Source organism: Anaeromyxobacter oryzisoli, assembly GCF_022690765.1.
In the GTDB taxonomy this organism is placed as follows: Bacteria; Myxococcota; Myxococcia; order Myxococcales; family Anaeromyxobacteraceae; genus Anaeromyxobacter; species Anaeromyxobacter oryzisoli.
This window is the reverse complement of sequence record NZ_JALCZA010000097.1, coordinates 1-16,576: the sequence shown is the minus strand read 5'-3', so window position 1 is coordinate 16,576 and position 16,576 is coordinate 1. Positions and strand designations below refer to the sequence as shown.

Annotated in this window: 17 protein-coding genes and 2 pseudogenes; 10 read left to right on the top strand and 9 right to left on the bottom strand. The window is 74.4% G+C overall.

Going from position 1 to position 16,576, the window contains the following annotated elements:
- The 6 genes and pseudogenes from MNZ27_RS20515 to MNZ27_RS20490 form a co-directional block, all read left to right on the top strand.
- Positions 1 to 184, top strand: a pseudogene (locus MNZ27_RS20515) (hypothetical protein); the annotation flags it as partial.
- Between the two features lie 61 nt (positions 185 to 245).
- A complete protein-coding gene (locus MNZ27_RS20510) occupies positions 246 to 1,100 on the top strand; it encodes a cytochrome C assembly family protein (RefSeq protein ID WP_242395948.1) in 855 nt (284 codons plus the stop codon).
- A complete protein-coding gene (hemA, locus tag MNZ27_RS20505) occupies positions 1,097 to 2,437 on the top strand; it encodes a glutamyl-tRNA reductase (protein WP_242395947.1) in 1,341 nt (446 codons plus the stop codon). Before MNZ27_RS20510 ends, hemA begins: the two co-directional genes overlap by 4 nt.
- A 22-nt stretch (positions 2,438 to 2,459) precedes the next feature.
- Positions 2,460 to 3,404: a hydroxymethylbilane synthase gene (gene hemC / locus MNZ27_RS20500; protein WP_242395946.1), complete on the top strand. Its 945-nt coding sequence runs from the start codon at positions 2,460 to 2,462 to the stop codon at positions 3,402 to 3,404.
- Between the two features lie 8 nt (positions 3,405 to 3,412).
- Positions 3,413 to 4,189 (top strand): uroporphyrinogen-III synthase, encoded by a 777-nt coding sequence (locus tag MNZ27_RS20495; RefSeq protein WP_242395945.1) that lies wholly within the window; start codon positions 3,413 to 3,415, stop codon positions 4,187 to 4,189.
- A 25-nt stretch (positions 4,190 to 4,214) separates the two neighbouring features.
- Complete coding sequence (locus MNZ27_RS20490) at positions 4,215 to 4,691, top strand: DUF4265 domain-containing protein (RefSeq protein WP_242395944.1); 477 nt, start codon at positions 4,215 to 4,217, stop codon at positions 4,689 to 4,691.
- A gap of 30 nt (positions 4,692 to 4,721) precedes the next feature.
- Here MNZ27_RS20490 and truD read toward each other — a convergent pair whose 3' ends face one another.
- Positions 4,722 to 6,116, bottom strand: a complete 1,395-nt coding sequence (gene truD, locus MNZ27_RS20485; protein WP_242395943.1) for a tRNA pseudouridine(13) synthase TruD — start codon at positions 6,114 to 6,116, stop codon at positions 4,722 to 4,724.
- A gap of 159 nt (positions 6,117 to 6,275) precedes the next feature.
- On the opposite strand from truD, the gene tatA reads away from it, so the two are divergent.
- Positions 6,276 to 6,458 carry a twin-arginine translocase TatA/TatE family subunit gene (gene tatA, locus MNZ27_RS24115; protein WP_308198002.1) on the top strand — a complete coding sequence of 61 codons (183 nt, stop codon included), beginning with the start codon at positions 6,276 to 6,278 and terminating at the stop codon, positions 6,456 to 6,458.
- A 42-nt stretch (positions 6,459 to 6,500) separates the two neighbouring features.
- Here the strand turns inward: tatA and MNZ27_RS20475 are convergent, their stop codons facing one another.
- Positions 6,501 to 6,713, bottom strand: a complete 213-nt coding sequence (locus tag MNZ27_RS20475; protein ID WP_408629704.1) for a hypothetical protein — start codon at positions 6,711 to 6,713, stop codon at positions 6,501 to 6,503.
- A 182-nt stretch (positions 6,714 to 6,895) separates the two neighbouring features.
- Here MNZ27_RS20475 and MNZ27_RS20470 point away from each other — a divergent pair, with 182 nt between their 5' ends.
- A complete protein-coding gene (locus MNZ27_RS20470; RefSeq protein ID WP_242395942.1) occupies positions 6,896 to 7,156 on the top strand; it encodes a hypothetical protein in 261 nt (86 codons plus the stop codon).
- A 92-nt stretch (positions 7,157 to 7,248) separates the two neighbouring features.
- On the top strand, positions 7,249 to 7,974 hold the full coding sequence (locus tag MNZ27_RS20465) for a PHP-associated domain-containing protein (protein WP_242395941.1): 726 nt from the start codon (positions 7,249 to 7,251) through the stop codon (positions 7,972 to 7,974).
- A 464-nt stretch (positions 7,975 to 8,438) separates the two neighbouring features.
- Here MNZ27_RS20465 and MNZ27_RS20460 read toward each other — a convergent pair whose 3' ends face one another.
- Both MNZ27_RS20460 and MNZ27_RS20455 read right to left on the bottom strand, forming a co-directional pair.
- Complete coding sequence (locus MNZ27_RS20460; RefSeq protein ID WP_242395940.1) at positions 8,439 to 9,131, bottom strand: hypothetical protein; 693 nt, start codon at positions 9,129 to 9,131, stop codon at positions 8,439 to 8,441.
- Between the two features lie 75 nt (positions 9,132 to 9,206).
- A complete protein-coding gene (locus tag MNZ27_RS20455; RefSeq protein WP_242395939.1) occupies positions 9,207 to 9,392 on the bottom strand; it encodes an Em GEA1 (EM1) in 186 nt (61 codons plus the stop codon).
- Between the two features lie 208 nt (positions 9,393 to 9,600).
- Here MNZ27_RS20455 and MNZ27_RS20450 point away from each other — a divergent pair, with 208 nt between their 5' ends.
- Positions 9,601 to 11,388, top strand: coding sequence for an adenosylcobalamin-dependent ribonucleoside-diphosphate reductase (locus tag MNZ27_RS20450; RefSeq protein WP_242395938.1), 1,788 nt, complete (start codon positions 9,601 to 9,603; stop codon positions 11,386 to 11,388).
- Between the two features lie 376 nt (positions 11,389 to 11,764).
- Here MNZ27_RS20450 and MNZ27_RS20445 read toward each other — a convergent pair whose 3' ends face one another.
- The 5 genes and pseudogenes from MNZ27_RS20445 to MNZ27_RS20425 form a co-directional block, all read right to left on the bottom strand.
- Positions 11,765 to 12,916 carry an HNH endonuclease signature motif containing protein gene (locus tag MNZ27_RS20445; RefSeq protein WP_242395937.1) on the bottom strand — a complete coding sequence of 384 codons (1,152 nt, stop codon included), beginning with the start codon at positions 12,914 to 12,916 and terminating at the stop codon, positions 11,765 to 11,767.
- Positions 12,917 to 13,508: 592 nt separating this feature from the next.
- Positions 13,509 to 13,994 (bottom strand): hypothetical protein, encoded by a 486-nt coding sequence (locus MNZ27_RS20440; RefSeq protein ID WP_242395936.1) that lies wholly within the window; start codon positions 13,992 to 13,994, stop codon positions 13,509 to 13,511.
- Positions 13,991 to 14,824 carry a pyrroline-5-carboxylate reductase gene (proC, locus tag MNZ27_RS20435; RefSeq protein WP_242395935.1) on the bottom strand — a complete coding sequence of 278 codons (834 nt, stop codon included), beginning with the start codon at positions 14,822 to 14,824 and terminating at the stop codon, positions 13,991 to 13,993. The genes MNZ27_RS20440 and proC overlap by 4 nt, the downstream gene beginning before the upstream one ends.
- A 16-nt stretch (positions 14,825 to 14,840) precedes the next feature.
- Positions 14,841 to 16,325, bottom strand: a complete 1,485-nt coding sequence (locus MNZ27_RS20430) for an FAD-dependent oxidoreductase (RefSeq protein WP_242395934.1) — start codon at positions 16,323 to 16,325, stop codon at positions 14,841 to 14,843.
- Positions 16,322 to 16,576, bottom strand: a pseudogene (locus tag MNZ27_RS20425) (2Fe-2S iron-sulfur cluster-binding protein); the annotation flags it as partial. The gene MNZ27_RS20430 and the pseudogene MNZ27_RS20425, both read right to left, overlap by 4 nt.

Below are 16,576 nucleotides of genomic sequence, written 5' to 3'. Positions count from 1 at the left end.
GGCGAGCGCCGCGACCCCTGCCGCGACCGCCCCGAAGCCGGCGACCGCGGCGGCGGCGCCGCGCGCGCCGTCGGGCGGGGGGCCGGGGAAGCGCTTCGGTGGCGCCCCGCTGCCCCGGGAGCTCGAGGAGAAACGGAAGGAAGCGGAGGCCCTCGCCCGTTTCCTGCTGGAGAACCTCTCTTGACGCCCGGCCACGTGCCGGGCGACGCGACGGCCTGGCCAGCCGCCGCCGGAAAGCACCGATCATGAGCGTGACGATCCTCCGCGCAGCCACGGCGCTCTACACGGTCGCCACCGCGGCGTACGTCGTCTTCTTCGCGCGCCCGCGGATCGCGCGAGCGGCGACGATCGGGTTCTGGTTCCTCGCCGCCGCCTTCGCGGTGCACGCGATCGCGATCGGCGTGGGCTGCGCCGAGCTCGGCGGGCAGGAGTTCTTCAGCCTCCGGGGCGGGCTCGTGCTGATGGTGTGGCTCGCGGCCGGGATCTACCTCGTGCTGCAGCGCTGGTACCGCCTGCCGACGGTGGGCGCGTTCATCACCCCGCTCATCCTGGTGGTGCTGTTCCCGCTGCTCTTCGTGGGGCCCGAGCACGCGGGCGTGCCTCCGGAGACGCTCCGGAACCCCTCGGTCACGCTCCACATCGTCACGGCGGTCCTCGGCGTCGCCCTGTTCGGGCTCGCGTTCGGCGTCTCGCTCATGTACCTGCTGCAGGAGCGCGAGGTGAAGGGGAAGCGCTTCGGCGCGCTGTTCTCGAGGCTGCCGTCCCTGGATGCGCTCGACCGGCTGAACCAGCGCCTCGTCCGGACCGGGTTCGTGTTCTACACGGTGGCGATCGTCGCCGGGACCCTCACCGCGAAGGTGGTGTGGAAGAGCGCGTGGTCCTGGGACCCGCAGCAGGTGGTCTCGCTCGCCGTGTTCCTGCTGTACGGCGCCATGGTCCAGCTCCGGCACACCGGGTGGCACGGCCGGCGCTACGCGGTCCTGACCCTCGTCGGGTTCGTGATCGTGCTCGGCTCCATGGTGACCCTCAAGTCCGTGCCCGGCGTCACGCGCCACGCCGGCGACTACGGCGCGGCCGCCCGGGCGGGAGACGCGCAGTGAGCGAGCGCGAGATCTTCCTCGTGGGGCTCTCGCACAAGAGCGCCCCGATCGAGGTCCGCGAGCGGGTGGCGCTGACCGGCGACGCCCTCAAGGCGGCGCTCGGGGAGCTGAGGAGCACCGAGGGCGTGTCGGAGGCGATGGTCGTCTCGACCTGCAACCGCGTCGAGGTGTTCGTCCACGCGCAGGCGGACGAGCCGGCGCGGCGCTTCTTCACCTCGCGCGCCGCCGACGCGGGCGCGCACCTCTACGTGAAGCAGGGCGTCGACGCGATCCGGCACCTCTTCCGGGTCTCCTCCAGCCTCGACTCGATGGTCGTCGGCGAGCAGCAGATCCTCGGCCAGGTGAAGGAGGCCTACGGGCTCGCGAGCGCCGCGTCCGCGGCGGGCTCCTACTTCTCGCGGCTGTGCAACCGCGCGTTCGCCACCGCGAAGCGCGTCCGGAACGAGACCGACATCGGGAAGGGCGCGACGAGCATGTCGCAGGTGGCGGTGGAGCTCGTCGAGAAGATCTTCGGCGATCTGCGCGGCCGGTCGATCCTCCTCGCCGGCGCGGGCAAGATGGGCGCGCTCTCGGCCAAGGCGCTCCAGGTGCTCGGCGCGGATCGGATCCTCGTCACGAACCGCTCCCCCGAGCGCGGCCAGGCCCTCGCGGCGCAGGTCGGCGGCACGTTCCGCCCGTGGGACGAGCTCACGAAGCTCCTCGTCCAGGTGGACGTCGTCATCGTCTCGACCGGCGCCCCGACCTTCGTCCTCACGAGGGACATGCTCCACGCCGCCATGAAGGCGCGGCGGCACCGCTCGATCTGCCTCATCGACCTCGCCGTGCCGCGCAACGTCGATCCCGCCTGCGCGGAGCTCGGCGACGTCTACGCCTACGACGTGGACGACCTCGAGCGCGTCGTCTCCTCGACGCGCGAGGCGCGGCGCGGGGAGGCGCTCCGGGCGGAGGCGATCGTGGAGGCCGAGGTGATGGCCTTCGCGAAGGAGCGCGAGGCCCGCGCCGCGCTCCCGGTGCTCGCCCAGCTCCGGCGGCACGCGGAGAAGATCGCGCGCGCCGAGGCGGAGCGCACCCTCGCCCAGGTCGGGCTGAAGCTCGACGACAAGGGGCGCAAGAGCGTCGAGGCGATGGCGCAGGCGATCGTCAACAAGCTCCTGCACGGCCCGACCGCGCGCCTCAAGGAGGCGGCCGCCTCCGGCGACACCTCGCTCCCGGGCGCGGCGGCGGAGCTGTTCGGGATCGACCACGAGCCCCACGAAGCGACGAGCGCGGAGAGCGAGGAGCGCTCCGCAGGCAACGGCGCCGGCCGCGCCTCCGCGGCGGCGTCCGAGCGCAGCTAACGCAGAGAAAGGTGAACTCCAGGTGACCATCCGCATCGCGACCCGCCGCAGCCCGCTCGCCAAGTGGCAGGCGAACCACGTCGCCGATCTGCTCCGGAAGAACGAGCCGGGGCTCGACGTCCGGCTCCACGAGCTCGTCACCCGGGGTGACAAGATCCTCGAGGTCCCCCTCGCCCAGGTGGGCGGGAAGGGGCTCTTCGTGAAGGAGATCGAGGACGCCCTCCTGTCGAGGGAGGCCGAGATCGCCGTCCACTCGATGAAGGACCTCCCGGCGCTGCTCGCCGACGGCCTGGTCCTCGCCGCGGTGCCGGTGCGCGAGGACCCGCGCGACGCGCTCTGCTCGCCGAAGTACCGGACGCTCCAGGCCCTCCCGCAGGGCGCGCGCGTCGGCACCTCCAGCCTCCGCCGGGGCGCGCAGCTCATGGCGCTCCGCCCCGATCTCCGCCTCGAGGTCATCCGCGGCAACGTCGAGACCCGCCTCCGCAAGGCGTCCGGCGAGCTCGACGCCGTGGTGCTCGCGTACGCGGGGCTCCGCCGCCTCGGGCTCGCCGAGCACGCGACCTACGTCTTCCCCGTCGAGGAGATGCTCCCGGCGGTCGCGCAGGGGGCCCTCGCCCTGGAGGCGCGGGCGGACGACGCGCCGACGCTGAAGCGGCTCGCCGCCCTGGAGGACCCGGCCACCCGCGTGCGCGCGGAGGCGGAGCGCGGGTTCCTCGTCCGCATCGAGGGCGGGTGCCAGGTGCCCATCGCCGGCCACGCCACGATCGAGGGCGCGGAGCTCCGGATGCGCGCCCTGGTCGCCTCGCTCGACGGGAAGCGCGTCATCCGCGGCGAGCGCCGCGGCCCGCACGCCGACGCGCGGAAGCTCGGGGTCGCGCTCGCCGAGGAGCTGCTCTCGAGGGGCGCCGACGAGATCCTCCGCGAGGCCCAGGGGAAGGGCACTGCCCTCTCCGCCCCGAAGCGGTAGGGGCCGCCGTGCCGCCCCGCCTCGATCGCCGCACCGTCGTCATCACCCGCGGCAAGGCCGGCGAGGACGCGCTCGCGGCGCGGCTCGCCGAGCTCGGCGCCGCCGTCCGCGAGCTGCCCGCCATCGCCTTCGCGCCGCCCGCCGATCCGGCGCCGCTCGACGCGGCGCTGCGCGCGCTCGACCGCTTCGACTGGGTGGTCTTCGCGAGCGCCACCGCGGTGGACCGGACGGTCGCGCGCCTCGCGGCGCTCGGCCTCCCCGCCGCCGCCCTCGCGCGGCCGAAGCTCGCGGCCGTGGGCCCCGCCACCGCGGCCCGGCTCGGCGCCGCCGTGCGCCCGCCGGATCTCGTCCCCGCCGAGGCGAAGGGCGAGGCGCTCGCGGCCGAGCTCGGCGCGCGCGTGCGCGGCCGGCGTGTCCTCCTCCCGCGCCCCGCCGAGGGGCGCCCGGAGCTCCCCGCCGGTCTGGCCGCCGCGGGCGCGGACGTCGTCGCCGTCGAGGCCTACCGGACCGTCCCCGCCGACCCCGCCGCCCTGGCGCCGCTCGCGGGCTGGATCGGCGCCGGCGAGGTGGACGCGGTCGTGTTCGCGTCGCCCTCGGCCGTGCGGGCGGTCGCCGGAGCGCTCGGCGACGGGGCGCAGCTCCTCGCCCGGGTCCTCCTCGCGGCGATCGGCCCGACCACCGCGGAGGCGCTGCGCGTGGCCGGCCTCCCGGTCGGCGTCCTGCCGGAGGAGCACACGGGCAGGGGGCTCGCCGACGCCATCGCGGAGCGGCTCGGCTCCAGGTAAGACGATCTCGAAGGTCGGGGGGAGCATGGCGACGGACGTCGACCTCGTGGACGGACTGGTCCGGATTCGCGTCCCGCTCGAGAGGACGCCCGGCGAGGAGGGGCCCGCCGACGACTGGCTCTGGGCGGAGCCGCTCGGCAGCGGCCGGTACCGCGTCGAGAGCTGCCCGTTCTTCGCGTACGGCATCTCCCGCGAGGACGTGGTCCGCGTCGCCGCCCCGGCCGGGGACGAGGCGCCCCTCCTCGAGGACGTGGTCGAGAAGTGCGGCCACCGGACGCTGCGGCTCGCGCTCGATCCGGACGTCGAGCTGACCGCGCCCGAGATCCAGGCGCTCCTCGATCAGGTCCTCGAGCTCGGGTGCACGCACGAGCTGATGCGGCCGAAGCTCGTGGCGATCGACGTGCCGCCGCAGGCGGACGTGGAGCGCGTGGCCGCGCTGCTCCAGGCGCTCACGCGCGACGGCGCGCTGCTGTGGGAGTGGGCCGACCCGCGGCCGTGCTGAGGCGGGCGTCAGCCCCTCCCGTGCCCGTGCTCAGCGCTTCTTCGCCGCCGCGCGCCGCGCCGCGCGCGCCTGCTTCTCCGCTCGCCGGCGGGCGAGGAACCCGAGCTTGGGCTGCTCCTCCGCGGCGTGGGCCGGCGCGGACGAAGGAGCGCGGGCCGCACGCTCCTGCTTCGGCGCCGCGGCCGGCGCGGTCGCCGGCGCCGCGGTGGCCTCGTCCCCCTCGCCGCGCCCGCGCCGACGCTCGTCCCGATGCGGCGCGAGCGTCCACTGGAACAGCCGCTTCACCACGAGCGTCGCGTAGGCGCCGGGCGGGAGGGTGAACGCCACGTTGACCCGGAAGCGCCCGCGGTTCAGCTCGTCGGGGCGGGCCTCGCCCACCGCGAGCCGCCCCGGGTGGACGAGGAGCGGCCGCTCCTCGGGGTCGAAGTGGATCTCCGGCGTCCCGGGGATCGCGAGCGAGGCGAGGGTCATGTCCTCCCGGCCGAGCACGGAGAGGGCGGCGCGCTCGACGACCGGGTCCGCGAACCGGGTGGCCGGGGCGAGGAGCGGGAACGTCTTCCCCTCGAGGAGCCGGGCCCGGTCCGCGTCGAGGGCGTGCGGGAAGAGGAGGGCGCCCGCCTGGTACTTCACCGAGAGCAGATTCCGGATCCCGACCACGTCCCGGAGGTACTGCTTCACCCCCTCGTTCCACAGCCAGCTCTGGTACGCGAAGACCTGGAGCGCTCGCCAGCGCGGCTCGGTCCGGAGGAGCGCGCCCCGGAAGTCGTCCGGGTGCGTGCGGAGCCACCTCGTGACCGCCTGGTACCGCTCCGCTCCGGGGTAGGGGTTCCGCCGCTCCCAGTCGCCCCAGTGCTCCTTCCAGAACCCCTTCACGCGTGCGTCGTCCGACCGGTCGAGCTCGCTCGGCCGCGCGAGGACGTTCTTGAGCGCGGCCTCGAAGTCGCCGCGCATCAGGTCCTTCACGATGAAGCCCTGGCCGTGCTTCAGCGAGCCGAACCGCTGGGAGTCGAAGTAGTTCACGACGCCGAGGCGGCGGACCTCGGCGATGGACGCGGGGAGGCGCGCCACGTCGTCGTCGGAGAGGTCCCGCACGGTGACCGCGAACCGGTTCGAGGTCGTGTTCGCCGCCGACAGCGGGGCGGCCGTCCGGCCGAGGGGCTTGAGCCGCAGGTCGGGATCCTGCAGCTCGATCTCGCGCCCCTGGATGGCGACGAGCTGGGTCGTCCGGCCCTGCTTGTCCTTGAGGCCGCAGTAGCTCACCGCCGCGCGCGGGATCTTGAAGCGGGCGCAGATCCGCTCCACGGCGTCGAAGGTGGAGAGCTTCTGCTTGTCCATCAGGTAGACGACGTGCCGGCCGTGGCGATCCTCGTCGAATCGCCAGGACTCCGTGACCTGGAAGTCCTCGGGTCGTTGCTTGAGCCTCATGCGGGACGCTCCTAGCACGTCCCGGGTCGCCCGGGACAGGCGGCCTCCCACGCGGCATGCCCGGAAGGTCCCCGCCGCGCCGTGCCGTTTGCCTCTCGCCCCGTTCGAGTGTAGTAACGCGGAGTCGTCCTGTGCACGGACCAACCAGCGGAGCGCGTCATGGGGTTTCCGGAGCTGATCGTCATTCTCCTGATCGTCGTGCTGCTCTTCGGCTCCTCGAAGCTGCCCCAGCTCGGTGAAGGGGTGGGGAAGGCGATCCGGGGCTTCAAGGACGCCATGAAGGAGCCGCCGGCCCGCAAGGCGGATGCGCCGAAGCCGCCCGAAGGCGGCGCGCAGCCGTAGCCCGCGTAGCCCGCGTAGCCCGCGTAGCCCGCGTAGCCCGCGCTACCCCGCCGGCCTCTGCCGGTAGAACAGCACGATCGTCAGGCAGTGGAACTCGTCGTCGCTCGACTGGGTGACGACGCGATCGACGATCTCCAGGTCGGCGTTGGAGCGAATCCAGCGGGTGACGGTCCCCCCGAGCTCCTCGCGGTCCTTCGCCTTCGTGGCGGAGAAGACCTTCACTCCCGTGAAGTTCATCGCGCTGACCCCTTCCATCGCTCCCTCGCCCCCTGCGCGTCGCCCCCTGGAAGGATTGCCAGCTTTCGCCCGGACCGTCAAGGAAGCGACGGCCATAAGCGCCGATACCGCTTGGCGGTTTTGCCCGCGGCCGGGCCGCGGTGGCTGGCTCCGCCTCCGCGCGCTCCCTAGATTACGAGCGCGCGGCGTGGAGGCCCCCGATGCCCGGCGTGAAGAAGGGGTTCGCCATCGATTTCATCAACCGGATCCGGACCATGGGATCCGACGAGCTGAACGCGCTCATCACCCGTGAGGCCGGGGAGGAGCTCGCGCAGTTCTTCCTGTCCTACAGCGCGAACCTCATCTCGCGCGATCCGGGTCGGGCGGTCGAGAACACCTCGAGCCTGATGCTCATGGGCTATCTGATCCGCGCCGCCGAGGAGCGCGGCCTGCCACGGCGCGAGCCGGTCCTCCAGGCGTGACGGCCTGCGGGCCGGACGCCCCGCGTCCCCTTGGAGTTCGAGGGGACGCGTGCTAACACCCAGGCCCGATCGCCGCTCCGGGGGCTCGCTCGATGCTCATCGATCTCCACGTCCACAGCCACCACACGCGCGGGGTGACGCTGCCCCCGCGCGACGTCGTGCGCCGCGCGAAGGAGGTGGGGCTCGACGGCGTCGCCTTCACGGATCTGAACACCCTCGACGGCCTCGAGGAGATCCGCGCCGCGGGGCGCGACGAGGGCTTCCTCGCGCTGTGCGGCGTCGAGATCGCGACCGATCGCGGACATTACCTGTGCTTCTTCCCCGATCCCGCCGCGGTCCCGGCGCCGCCGCAGGCGTTCGGCGCGGCGACGCCGTGGCCGGTGCGCGAGGTGCTCGCGAAGGTCCGGGCGCTGGGTGGGGTGGTCGTCGCGGCCCACCCATACGATCGCACCGTGGAGCGCCCGAGCGGCGACGCGCTCTTCTCCCTCGACGGCCTCGCGGCGATCGAGGGGCTCAACGCGCGGGTCCCCGGACCGACGAACGACCTCGCCATCGAGGCCGCCGACCACCTGAACCTCCCGTGCACGGGCGCGTCCGGCGCCCGCGAGCTGGCCGACCTCGGCAAGGCGGCGACGCTCTTCCGCGATCCGGTCGCGAGCGAGGCGGACCTCGTCGCGCAGCTGGCGGCGGGGACGGTCTTCTGCGTCGCGATCGGGGTGACGCCCCAGCCGACCGAGCCCGCCGGCCGGCGCGAGCGCCGCGAGGGCGGCGACCGGGGGCGGGGCGGTCGCCGCGGCCACGGCCGGGAGCGGAAGTAGGCGCGGGCCCCGCGTCCGTGCCCGTCACCGTCACCGGGCCTCTCCGTGACCCGTGAACCGGGTCGCGTGGCCCGTGGCCCGGAACCCGTGGTCCGACGGAGCTACGGGCCACGGAATGCCGGACACGGGAAGCGGGCACGGGGAACGGTGACGGGCACGGGCACGGTGACGGTCCGGACCGCCTGCGGCGACCCCACCCCGCGGACCGAGCTTCGCTACTTCTCGATCTTCTCGACGCGATCGTCGCGCAGGTACGCGCGGCGCTTCCCGCCGGGCCAGGTCCAGGTGATCGAGCGGGGCGTGCCGCCCCGCCCCGCCGGCAGAGCCGTCGGGGCCCCACCCCCGCTGCGCGGGGCCCGTGACCTCGCGCGCTTCGCTTCGCGACGGCGCGCGAGGTCCCCGCGCGGAGGGGCTGCGCCCCTCCCCCCGCCTGCGGCGGGGTCCCTCCACCCTGCGGGCTGGTCCTACTTCTCGATCTTCTCGACGCGATCGTCGCGCAGGTACGCGCGGCGCTTCCCGCCGGGCCAGGTCCACTCCTCGGTGCCGGCGGGGCGGTCGATCCGCTTCTTCTCGGGGAGGCCCCAGGCCATCTCGAGGGCGCGCTGCCCCATGCCGTCGATGGGCTGCTTGCGGAGGACCGCCTCGCGCTGCTCCTGCGGGAGCGCGTAGAACGTCCGCGCGGGATCATCGGCGGTGAGCACGCGATCGAGCTCCGCGCGGATGTCGTCGAAGCGGGTCATGTCGCGGGGGAGCACGATCACGAGCGGCCGGCCCGCGCTCGGGCCGTCCAGGTACACCCACGCGTTGTAACGCGGCGTCATCATCACGCGCTCGGCCATCCCCCACGTGGTCGGGAACTCGATCTTGCGGATCCGCACGGGGGTGCCGGGCGCCAGGACGCGCTCGGGCGGGGGCGGCGGGATGGGCTTCCCGCTCTCGTTCTCGAGCAGGTCGAGCTCCGCGCCGGGCTGGTCGGTGATGAAGGTCCGGGTCGTGTCCTGCCAGAGCGGGCCAGCGTACATCGCCACGCGGAGGTAGCGCTGCCGACCCACGAGCTCGCGGTCGAGGCGCGCGCGCTCGGAGTCGGGCACGGTGGCGGGGGTGACGCAGGCGGCGAGCAGCAGGAGTCCGATGGACGAGAGGAGGACGCGTCGCATGTGTCCTGTTCTCGCACCGGCCCGCCGGCGGCACAAGGCCGTGGTGCGCCCTCGCGCTCCGTGCTCGCGCCTCCGCTACTTGCGCTCCACCTGCTTGCCCTCCTCGATGAGCTCGCGCACGCGCTGTCCTCCCTTGTGCCCGAGCTCCGAGTAGCCCTTCGAGCCGAGCTGCTCCTTCCGCGCCTCTCCCCCGAGCCGCCCCGCCTCGCGGACCGTCATGTTCCCGCCGCGCCGCTCGCGCTCCTTCTCTCGCTCCGCCATGTTCGCTCCGGTCGTAGAGGTGCCTGTCCCCGCTGCCCGAATCTGGGTCGCCCCCTCGAGGTGCGGCAAGGGCGTGGGCGCGATGGGGTCGCGCAGTCCTGCAGGCCGGGCGGGCGCCCGGCCGGCCGCCATCGCAGCCCGCCTGCCGCCCGCGCGCCCGGGAACCGGGCCGCGCGGCGGAGGCGCGCGCCGGCTATGAAGATTCTCGATGATCTCGCTCACAGAGAACGCGCGCCACGTCCTCGAGCGGCGGTACCTGCTGCGCGACGAGGGGGGCGCGGTGGTGGAGACCCCCGACGAGCTGGTCCGGCGGGTGGCGCGCGCGGTCGCCGCGGCCGAGGCGCCGGCGGAGCGCGGCGCCTGGGCGGAGCGGTTCGAGGCGCGCCTCTCCGCGCTCGAGCTCCTGCCCAACTCCCCGACCCTCATGAACGCCGGGCGGCCTCACGGGCAGCTCGCCGCCTGCTTCGTGCTGCCGGTGGACGACGACCTCGCGGCGATCTTCGACGCGCTCAAGTGGGCGGCCCTCATCCACCAGTCGGGCGGCGGGACCGGGTTCTCGTTCTCGAGGCTCCGCCCGCGCGGGGACGTCGTGAAGACCACCCATGGCGTGGCGAGCGGGCCGGTCTCGTTCATGCGCGTGTACGACTCCGCGACCGAGATCATCAAGCAGGGCGGCGTCCGGCGCGGCGCGAACATGGCGGTGCTCGCCGCCGACCACCCGGACGTGATCGAGTTCGTGGACGCGAAGCGCGGCCCGGGGCTCGAGAACTTCAACGTGTCGGTCGCGGCGCCCGACGCCCTGTTCCGCGCCGCCGCCGCCGGCGCGCCGTGGCCGCTCCGCCACCCGCGCTCCGGCGCCGTCGTGCGGACCCTCGACGCCAGGGCGCTCCTCGATCGGATCGCGCTCGCGGCGTGGGAGTCCGGCGAGCCGGGGCTGGTGTTCCTCGACCGCGTCGAGGCGGCGAACCCCACGCCGGACCTGGGCCGGTTCGAGGCGGTGAACCCGTGCGGCGAGCAGCCGCTGCTGCCGTTCGAGGCGTGCACGCTCGGGTCGGTGAACCTGTCCCGGTTCGCGCGGGGCGGGGCGGTGGATTGGGATCGCCTCGCCGCGTGCGTGCGCGACGGCGTGCGGTTCCTCGACGACGTGCTCGACGTGAACGCGTGGCCCCTCCCGCAGATCGCCGCGGTGAGCGCGCGGAACCGCAAGATCGGCCTCGGCGTGATGGGCTGGGCCGACCTCCTCGTGGCCCTCGGGATCCCCTACGACGCGCCGGAGGCGCTGGCGCTGGCGGGGGACGTCGCCGGGTTCGTGCAGCGCGAGGCCCACGCGGCGAGCGAGGCGCTGGCGCGGCTCCGCGGCCCGTTCCCCGGGTTCCCGACGAGCGCGCTCGCCCGGGCCGGCGCCGCGCCGCGCCGGAACGCGACGGTGACGACCATCGCGCCGACCGGGACGCTCGCCCTCATCGCGGGCTGCTCCTCGGGGATCGAGCCGCTCTTCGCGCTCGCCTACGTGCGGCGCGCGCTCGGCGACGTGGAGCTGCGCGAGGAGCACCCGGCGGCCGCCGCCGCGCTCCGGGCGGCGGGCGCCGAGGCGGCCATCCCCGCGGTGCGCGGCGCGGGGCGCGCCCGGGGGATCGACGGCGTGCCGGAGGCCGTCCAGCGGTTGCTCGCCACGGCGTACGACGTCGCGCCCGAGGCGCACGTCCGGATGCAGGCCGCCTTCCAGCGCCACGTGGACAACGGCGTCTCGAAGACCATCAACCTGCCGCGCGAGGCGACCGTGGACGACGTGGCGCGGGCCTACGCCCTCGCCTTCGAGCTCGGCTGCAAGGGGATCACCGTCTACCGCGACGGCTCGCGGGCGAGGCAGGTCCTCACGAGCGGCGGGATCCGGGACGGCGAGCGCTGCCCCCAGTGCGACGCGCTCCTCGTGAAGAGCGGCGGGTGCCTCACCTGTACGCACTGTGGGTGGGCGAGCTGCGAGACGACCGAGTGAGCGAGATGGCGTCACCCGCTTGCGTCGAGCGTCGCGAGGCACACGATGCCGTCGCCGAGCGGGGGCTACACGACGGCCGAGCAGACAATTCATCACGTCGTCGCGGCCCCGCCTCCGCATTGCGAGGTGTTTCGCGCTGGGAGGCCGCGGGGGGGCGAGCGCGCCTGCACGGCAAGCGTGGGGCTGGCTCGGGAAGGAGGTGGAGGCCGAGGCGCCGCCCGCGGGCGGGGACCGGAGTGACGAGATCGGCCCCGAAGAAGCCCGTGCTGCAAGGGCATGATGAGCCGCTCGCAGCGGCACCGGCCGAGCCGTCGTTGCGCGGTGCCGCCAGAGTTGGAACACGCACGACGGTCGTGACCGTCGCCCGCCTATCCGCTCACCCCGAGCGCTTCTTCTTCACTGCGCCCGGCGGCTGCGTTCCCGTTCGCGCGGTAGGTGCGGAGTCGAGGAGCTCACCGTTCGACCGGCGCGTGTAGCGGTCCATCAAGGCGTCCCCGAAGGCCTCCCGAGCGGCGCGCTGGTTGTGAGCCCGGCAAAGGAGGCGGATGTTCTTGATCGTCGGCGGACCGCCGAGGGCCTGGGCTTTGCGGTGATCGAACTCGAGTTGGTAGGTCGAGCCGCAAATGCCGCCGGAGTCGAGGGGGTACTGGCAGCGGCCGCCGTCGCGGATCCAGACGGCGCGCTTCACCTCGGCAGGTATGTGCTCCGGCTTCGAGGGGCGGCGCTCCGCGAGCGGCTTCTGCACGAGTCCCTTCCGCTTGGCGCTTCGGGCGAGGAGGAGGTCGAGGCCGACCTCGAGGATCTCCTCCGTGCTGGCGCACGGGTGCGAGTGGGAGAGCGCATCCCGCGCGGCGGCGAGCTTCGCGAGGAAGCGGCGGGAGACGTTGAAATGGAGCCGCCGGAGGTCGGCGCTGAGCGGCTCGACCGATTCGCCGCGCGCCTCGCGGGAAGATGGGGCGTGCGCCGCGACGCGCGGAGAGTTGGCATCGAGGTGTTCTGCTGGCCAACCGCCCGGCGCGGCGGATTCAGGTGGCTGCGCCGGCACGGTCGCGTCAGTTGCCGCGACCGGAAGCTCCACTACGGTTGCTGCCGCCGAAGGAGCCGGACTGCGCACCGCGGTGACGACCTCCCGGCGCGGCGGTGCCTCGACCGGCTTCAGCTCGGCCACGACCTCCCGCGCCTCGCGCTTCGAACGGTGGAAGAACCGGGGGAGCACCTCGTCGCGGTTCTCCGGGGTGAGGACCTTCGCGAGTTCGACCACGCTGGTGAAGCAGAGCCGGCCGTCCCGGAGCGGCTCGATCACCTCGGGGCAGCGCTGCACGAGCTCGGCGGCGGTTTTCCGGTAGAACGCGGCGCCCTTCGAGAGGCCGAGGTCCCGGTGGAGGAAGGAGAAGAGGTTCGCGTGGCCGAGGTCGCGCCAGAGGTGGCGCCGATCGAAGTCGGCGAGCGCGACCAGGAAATCGGCCATGGACTCGTGCTCGCGGCGGAGGAGCTCGGAGAGGCGGGCGGAGAGATCGCGTGCGTGCATGAACCGATGGTCTCATGCGATCTCGCGACCTCCCCAGACGCACGCATTCAGCGCCAGGCGCGAGAACGAAAGCCGGCCCTCGCGCCTCGGCACCACGCGAACTCGCGGCGTACGGCGCCCGCCCGGCACTGCGAGAGAGGCCTTTTCGGACGAGCCAGGCTCGCGAAACGTCACCGACCGGAAAACGCGTCAATCGCCGAATGGTGAAACCAGGGTTCCCGCGAAAGGGCTGCGGCCCGACGCTCACCGTGAAGCGTCGGCCGCCTCGCGAACGAACAGCAGCACTCAGGGCCACGGTGCCGGCGGAGGCTCGTAGCGCTATGAGTGAAACGCGGGCCTCTTCGAGGCCGATCTTGCGCAGACGATTCCCACGCACTGCGGCGCCCCGGCCTCTCCATCTTCCTGAGCCCAGAGCGCTCGTCATTCAAGGCCGTTCGCCTGCAAGGTCCCTTTGCGACCGGCCCTGCTCTCCGCGCGAGAACGTGGAGCCTGGAAGGCACGTCGGGCAGCGCAGGGAGGGGGCTGCCCTACGCAGGCAGGCAGTGTGCGCCGCAGCAAGGCGAGCGGGTGTCGCCATGAATCCAAGGTGGCCTCACGGCTCGCCGTCGCTCGCGCACCCGCTCCCGGGGTGGATCCGCGCGGCGGGCAGCCCGAGCTCCGCGTCGATGGCGCGGACGAGCCGGCCTGCCAGCCGGCAGACGTCGCGATCGCCCGGGCGCGCGAAGGGGGCGTCGGCGATCACCTCCACGCCGGTACCGGCGCGCCGCACCGCGAGCCGAGCCTGGACGAGGCGCGAGCCGACGTCGCCCGGCGTGCAGACCAGGAGGACCGCGCCGCCCTCGGCCCGGCAGGTGAGCCGCTCCTCGGCGGCGACCGTGCGCACCGCCTGCGCGATGCCGAGCGCCTGCGCGTCGGCGGGCGCCCCCGGCGCGGCGGCGGGGGCGTCCACGCGCACCACCGGCCACGGCCCAGCGGACCGGCAGCCCACGAGGCCGGCGAGCGCGGCCGCGAGGAGCGGGAGGGAGCGCCGCGCCGCGCGAGGGGCCGACCCGTTCGAGCGGAGCGCCGGGACCGTCATTCCTTCTTCGCGGCGGCCTTCTGGCCGAGTTCGCGGGAGCGGGCCGTCGCCGCCTCGACCGCGCCGATGAGCGCGGCGCGGAGGCCGCCCTGCTCGAGCGCGTGCACGCCGGCGATCGCCGTCCCGCCGGGGCTCGTCACCTGGTCCTTGAGCCGGCCGGGGTGCTCGCCGGTCTCGAGCACCAGCTTGGCCGCGCCGAGCACCGTCTGGGCGGCGAGGGCCATCGCGACCGGGCGGGCGAGCCCCATCTTCACGCCGCCGTCGGCGAGCGCCTCGATGGCGAGGAAGACGTACGCGGGGCCCGACCCGGAGAGGCCGGTCACCGCGTCGAGCTGGTGCTCCTCCACGACGACCGAGGTGCCGACCGCCTCGAAGAGCGTCTTGGCCTGGCGGAGGTCGTCCTCGGTGGCGTTCGCGCCGCGGGCGAGCGCGGCCGCGCCGGCGCCGACGAGCGCCGCCGTGTTCGGCATGACGCGGACGACGCGGACGCCGGCGCCGAGCTTCTTGGCGATCGTGGCGATCGGCACGCCCGCGGCGATGGAGACGACGAGCTTGCGGTGGTCGATCGCGGGCGCGATCTCGGCGAGGAGCTGGTCCATGATCTGCGGCTTCACCGAGAGGACGACGATGTCCGCCTCCTCGACGGCCTCGACGTTCCCGGGGACGCAGCGGACGCCGTACCGGCCGGAGATCTCCTCGCGCCGCTCGGGGCGCGGCTCGGTGCAGACGATCTCCTCGGGCGTCGCGGTGCCGGCGCGGAGGAGCCCCTTCACGAGCGCCTCCGCCATGTTCCCCGTGCCGAGGAACGCGATCTTCTTCTGCAGTGCCATGCCCGCGCTTATACCGCTACCCGATGATGAAATCCTCCCTCGGCGGCGCGCCGCCGTCGAACCGCCCGAGGCCGAAGCGGTCGAAGATGTCGTGCTTGCCCCGGCCGGTGAGCCAGTCCGCGTAGAGCTCGGCGACGGCGGGCGCCATCATGAAGCCGTGGCCGACGAACCCGGAGAGCTGGTGGAAGTTCTCGAAGCCGGCCGGCCCGAGGATGGGGTTGTTGTCGGGGGTGACGTCGTAGCAGCCCGCCCACTGCCGGACGACCTTGACGCCCGCGAGGGCCGGGACGGTCTCCGTGGCCGCGCGCGCGAACCGCGCGAGGAACCGCAGGGTCGAGCCCTGGATCACGCCCTCCGGCTCCTCCGGATCGCCCATGCCGCCCACCAGCTCGCCGCGCTGCGACTGCGAGAAGTAGAGGCCGGTGCCGAGCACGGAGACGAGCGGGTCGAGCCAGGGCTTGAGCGGCTCCGTGACCAGGATCTCGTGGCGGGTGGGGCGGTTCGGGAGCGCCACGCCGGCGAGGGCCGCCACCTGCTTCGACCAGGCGCCGGCGGCGACCACCACCGTCTCGCACGCGACGCGGCCGCGGTCGGTGGTCACCGCCGCGACCCGCCGGCCGGCCGTCTCGAACCCGGTGACGCGCGTGAAGGTCCGGACCTTCGCGCCGAGCGCCTCGGCCTTGCCGGCGTAGCCCCAGAGGAACGGCCAGGGGAAGACCACGGCGTCGTCGGGGTTGTGGCTCGCCGCGCGGAAGCGCGAGGGGTCCAGCTCCGGGACGACCTCGAGCGCCTCGGCGGGGCCCAGGACGCGGGTCCGGAGCCCCTCCCGCCGCTGCAGCGCGGCGTTCCGCTCGATCCGGGCGACCTGCTCGGGCGTGGGCGCGAGGAAGAGGTAGCCGCCGCGGCGGAACCAGACGTTCACCCCCATGTCCACCGCGAAGCGGGCGCAGAGCTCGAGCGAGCGGCGGGCGAGCCGGATCATCGTGGGCGTGGCCCACTGGGCCCGGACGCCGCCCCCGTTCCGGCCGGAGGCGCCGGCGTTCAGGTAGGCGCCCTCGAGCACGAGGACGTCGGTGCGGCCGCGCGTGGCGAGCTCGGCCGCGAGCGCGAGCCCCATGATCCCGCCGCCCACGATCACGACGTCGGCGCGGGCCGGGAGCGCCGGCCGGTCCCCCGCGCGCGGCGGGTGCTCGAGCGGCGCGGGCGCCACCGGGATCCCCTCGTCGAGCGGGAGCGTCGCCGGGTCCAGGGCGGCGAGCTCGCCGAACGCCACCGGCTGGACCGGGGCGCGCGCGGTGAAGGGCTGGACCTCCCCGGGCGTGGCGCCGAGCCGGAGCAGCTCGCCGACGACCCGCGCCAGGCAGCTCTTCCCCTGGCACGGGCCGGTGCCGAAGCCGGTGTACCGCTTCACCGACTCGAGGTCCCGATGGCCGAGGGCGAAGGCCCGGCGGACCTCGTCGAGGGTCACGTCCTCGCAGGTGCAGGCGAAGGTCTTCGTCATGCGGCCTCCCCTGCGGCGCGCCCGCCCTCGACCGCCCGCCCCGCGACCATCGCCCCGGTCACCTCGCCCGCCGCGAGGAGCCCGGGCACCGCGGTCCGACCCGCCGCGTCCACCGAGACCACGAACGCGCCGAGCCCGGCGTCGAGGTGGACCGCCGCGCCGAGGGCGCGCGCGAGCTCGGTCAGCGGCGCGGGCGGCGTCGCCACCGCGAGCGTGTCGCAGGGGACGACGCCGCGCGCGCCCTGCAGCCC